At 54.3% G+C, this 5,246-nt stretch carries 1 protein-coding gene; it reads left to right on the forward strand.

The window, feature by feature from the left end:
• The first annotated feature begins 22 nt into the window (after window positions 1-22).
• Window positions 23-2,803, forward strand: coding sequence for a hypothetical protein (locus IPH19_03350; protein QQR60425.1), 2,781 nt, complete (start codon window positions 23-25; stop codon window positions 2,801-2,803).
• The last annotated feature ends 2,443 nt before the right edge of the window (window positions 2,804-5,246 follow it).

Consider the following 5,246-nt stretch of genomic DNA (forward strand, 5'->3'; position numbering starts at 1 on the left):
AACGTTGGTAGCAGGTATCGTGATGACATTCGGAATATTTGGCGCGCAAAGTGCGAGTGCGGCTATTCCGAAGGTTATTAACTATCAATCGCGATTAAGAAATAGTGGTTTATCAGCCATTACGGCTTCAACAACGATTCAGTTTACGATTTATAACGATTTGTCGGCTGGATCGTATACAGATCCTGCGACTGCTGGTGGTCCGTTGCTTTGGAAAGAAATTCACGACGGAGGTGCTTGTGCCAAGGCTCAGCCTGATGCGGATGGTTATTTCTCTGTTCAGCTCGGTGCTTGTACGGCTTTCCCGTCCTATATTGATTGGAATCAGCCGCTTTACTTAGGTGTGCAGATCGAATCTGATCCGGAAGCATCTCCTCGCGTGCTTTTGGCGGCATTTCAATATGCTTTGAACTCGGATGCGGTTGATACGTTCAGCGCATCGTCGACGGCTGCTGCAGATACCTTGCTCGCGCTCGACTCGAATCTCAATTTCAACATTCTAACCGGGGGCTTCTTGGGCGGTTACTTCACGATGAGCTCGACCACCGCTAATAACGGTATTGCGGGCAACCTCTCTATCGCTGGAAACTCCATTATTGGTGATAGCTCAGCGGATTTGGTCACGGTTAACGGTCGATTTAACTCTGATCTGATTCCTTCGCTTGATCTTACGTATAGCCTTGGATCGGCATCGAATCGATGGAATGCGTTCCTTGGTAACGTGACGAGCGTGAATGTTACGAGTAGTAACTTCTTTACTGACACGCTTGTCGCGACTAATGGCACGGTAACTAACAATTTTGGTGTTACAAACATTGTTTGGACGAATGCGACGGGCACCAATACCACCTCGACCAATCTTTTCTCGACAAATTTTGGTGCGACAACGGCAACTATTCAGAATTTGGTGTTGGGATCGCCGCTTAATCTCACAAACCTTACTTGGGTAAATGGAACGGGCACCAATACAACGTCGACGTATTTCTTTGCGAATACATCGACGATTGTCAGTTTGAACTCGACCTATGGATCGTTTACGGAATTGACGATTGTTAATGCAACCGCAGGAACATTGAACGCAACAACGGTTACGACCACAAATTTGTTTGTCGGTGGGCGAGCCGTCTGTCTTGAGGATGGGACGAATTGTCTTACCTCTCCTGAGACGGACAGCTTGCTTACGGTTACAAACAGGGGATCGGTTGCAACAGCAACGGTTACGCTTTTTGGTGGACTAGTTAGTGCAAATCTTACGGTTACAGGGACGAGCAACTTACAGGGAACAACGTTTACCAATGCAACGGGAACAAATTTAGTGGTGACGAATGTCACATCGACGAATGCAAGCTCGTCGAATCTGCAAGCCAATATCGCCACCTTCGCCACGGCCACTGTCTCAGGCCAGGCTATCTGTCTCTCCAATGGCGTTGGCTGTCCTTCGACTTCGGCTGAAGCCGACACCCTCGCCTCGGTGACGAACCGTGGAGCCTTTGCGACTTCAAGCGTCACCTTGTTTGGCGGCCTCACGGTTTCCAACCTCACGGCCACGGGTACCACTTCTCTCCAGAACACCACCATCAGCAATGGCACAACCACCAACTTCGCGGTTACGGGTGCCGTCAATTCCAACCTCATCCCGGCCGCTGATCTTGCATTCTCGCTTGGAAACGCTACCAATCGCTGGAATGCGAATCTTGGGAACGTGACGAGTACTTCGGTCACGACCACCAATCTCTTTGCGACCAATGCCTTCGTCGATACCCTCGGCGTCACCACCTTCAGCGCCTCTTCGGGCACGATCACGAACTTCCTGTTTGCCAATGCCACGGGTACCAATCTCTTTGTTACGAACTTCAATGCCGGTACTGGATCGATCAACAATTTCACCAGCAACTCTTCGACGATTACGAACCTCTTCTCGCCCGCGGCCACGTTCACGTCTTCCTCGATCGTGAACCTCACCGCCACGACCGCGACCATCACGAACTTGGTCCTTGGTTCACCTCTCAATCTCACCAATATCACCTGGGTGAATGCGACGGGTACCAATACGACTTCAACGAATCTCTTTGCCACCACCTTCGGCTTTACCAATGCGACGGGCGACTCGCTCACTTCGAACATCGCCAACATCAACACCCTCACTTCGGTGAATGGTTCGATCACGACGCTCACTTCCACTTCCGGCACCATCGCCACCTTCAACTTTGAGAATGCCACCGGTTCCTCCCTCTACGCCTCTACGATCCAGGCGACGACGGTGTCTTCGACGGCCGTGTTCGTCAACGGCGTTGCTGTGTGTCTCGCTTCCGGCACCAACTGTCCGACAGGAACCACGCCAAATCTCCAGACCGTGACGAATGCCGGCAATACGACGACGCGTGCCATCCAGTTTGCTGGCGGTACTTCGACTGCCGACTTTGTCTTCAATACCTCGGCCACGGTCAACGGTATCTTCACGGCCAACGGTCAGAGCAATCTCCAGAACGTTTCGTTCTTGAATGCCACTGGTTCGTCCCTCTTCGTCTCCTCCTTACGGCCACCAACGGCACCATCGATACCTTGGTCTCGACCAATGGCACGATCACTTCCTTGTCGGCAGTCTCCGTCACGACCACGAACCTGCTCGCTGCCTCCACCACGGTCACGGGCACGCTCACGGCAAACAATGCGACGGCGACCACACTGCAAGCCAATATCGCCACCTTCGCTACGGCCACTGTTTCAGGCCAGGCTATCTGTCTCTCCAATGGCGTTGGCTGTCCTTCGACTTCGGCTGAAGCCGACACCCTCGCCTCGGTGACGAACCGTGGAGCCTTTGCGACTTCAAGCGTCACCTTGTTTGGCGGCCTCACGGTTTCTGACCTCACGGCCACGGGTACCACTTCTCTCCAGAACACGACCATCAGCAATGGCACAACCACCAACTTCGCGGTCACAGGCCTCGTCAATTCCAATCTCATCCCAGCCGCTGATCTTGCGTTCTCGCTTGGAAACGCTACCAATCGCTGGAATGCGAATCTTGGGAACGTGACGAGTACTTCGGTCACGACCACCAATCTCTTTGCGACCAATGCCTTCGTCGATACCCTCGGCGTCACCACCTTCAGCGCCTCTTCGGGCACGATCACGAACTTCCTGTTTGCCAATGCCACGGGTACCAATCTCTTTGTCACGAACTTCAATGCCGGTACTGGATCGATCAACAATTTCACCAGCAACTCTTCGACGATTACGAACCTCTTCTCGCCCGCGGCCACGTTCACGTCTTCCTCGATCGTGAACCTCACCGCCACGACCGCGACCATCACGAACTTGGTCCTTGGTTCACCGCTCAATCTCACCAATATCACCTGGGTGAATGCGACGGGTACCAATACGACTTCAACGAATCTCTTTGCCACCACCTTCGGCTTCACGAATGCCACGGGCGACTCGCTCACCTCGAACATCGCCACCATCAACACCCTCACCTCGGTGAATGGTTCGATTACGACGCTCACTTCCACTTCCGGCACCATCGCCACCTTCAACTTTGAGAATGCCACCGGTTCCTCCCTCTACGCCTCTACGATCCAGGCGACGACGGTGTCTTCGACGGCCGTGTTCGTCAACGGCGTTGCGGTGTGTCTCGCTTCCGGCACCAACTGCCCGACAGGAACCACGCCAAATCTCCAGACCGTCACGAATGCCGGCAATACGACGACGAATGCCATCCAGTTTGCGGGCGGTACTTCCACGGCCGACTTTGTCTTCAATACCTCGGCCACGGTCAACGGTATCTTCACGGCCAACGGTCAGAGCAATCTCCAGAACGTTCTGTTTACGAATGCGACGGGCATCCTTGTTCGTCTCCTCCTTACGGCCACCAACGGCACCATCGATACCTTGGTCTCGACCAATGGCACGATCACTTCCTTGTCGGCAGTCTCCGTCACGACCACGAACCTGCTCGCTGCCTCCACCACGGTCACGGGCACGCTCACGGCAAACAATGCGACGGCGACCACACTGCAAGCCAATATCGCCACCTTCGCTACGGCCACTGTTTCAGGCCAGGCTATCTGTCTCTCCAATGGCGTTGGCTGTCCTTCGACTTCGGCTGAAGCCGACACCCTCGCCTCGGTGACGAACCGTGGAGCCTTTGCGACTTCAAGCGTCACCTTGTTTGGCGGCCTCACGGTTTCTGACCTCACGGCCACGGGTACCACTTCTCTCCAGAACACGACCATCAGCAATGGCACAACCACCAACTTCGCGGTCACAGGCCTCGTCAATTCCAATCTCATCCCAGCCGCTGATCTTGCGTTCTCGCTTGGAAACGCTACCAATCGCTGGAATGCGAATCTTGGGAACGTGACGAGTACTTCGGTCACGACCACCAATCTCTTTGCGACCAATGCCTTCGTCGATACCCTTGGCGTCACCACCTTCAGCGCCTCTTCCGGCACGATCACGAACTTCCTGTTTGCCAATGCCACGGGTACCAATCTCTTTGTCACGAACTTCAATGCCGGTACTGGATCGATCAACAATTTCACCAGCAACTCTTCGACGATTACGAACCTCTTCTCGCCCGCGGCCACGTTCACGTCTTCCTCGATCGTGAACCTCACCGCCACGACCGCGACCATCACGAACTTGGTCCTTGGTTCACCGCTCAATCTCACCAATATCACCTGGGTGAATGCGACGGGTACCAATACGACTTCAACGAATCTCTTTGCCACCACCTTCGGCTTCACGAATGCCACGGGCGACTCGCTCACCTCGAACATCGCCACCATCAACACCCTCACCTCGGTGAATGGTTCGATTACGACGCTCACTTCCACTTCCGGCACCATCGCCACCTTCAACTTTGAGAATGCCACCGGTTCCTCCCTCTACGCCAACACGATCCAGGCGACGACGGTGTCTTCGACGGCCGTGTTCGTCAACGGCGTTGCTGTGTGTCTCGCTTCCGGCACCAACTGTCCGACAGGAACCACGCCAAATCTCCAGACCGTGACGAATGCCGGCAATACGACGACGCGTGCCATCCAGTTTGCTGGCGGTACTTCCACGGCGGACTTTGTCTTCAATACCTCGGCCACGGTCAACGGTATCTTCACGGCCAACGGTCAGAGCAATCTCCAGAACGTTCTGTTTACGAATGCGACGGGTCGTCCCTGTTCGTCTCCCTCCTTACGGCCACCAACGGCACCATCGATACCTTGGTCTCGACCAATGGCACGATCACTTCC

The organism is Candidatus Uhrbacteria bacterium (assembly GCA_016699205.1).
Taxonomy (GTDB): domain Bacteria; phylum Patescibacteriota; class Patescibacteriia; order 2-12-FULL-60-25; family 2-12-FULL-60-25; genus CAIXDN01.

Excerpts from the sequence above, each read along its gene's own strand:
- IPH19_03350 (QQR60425.1), top strand. The coding sequence starts at position 23 with ATGACATTCGGAATATTTGGCGCGCAAAGTGCGAGTGCGGCTATTCCG.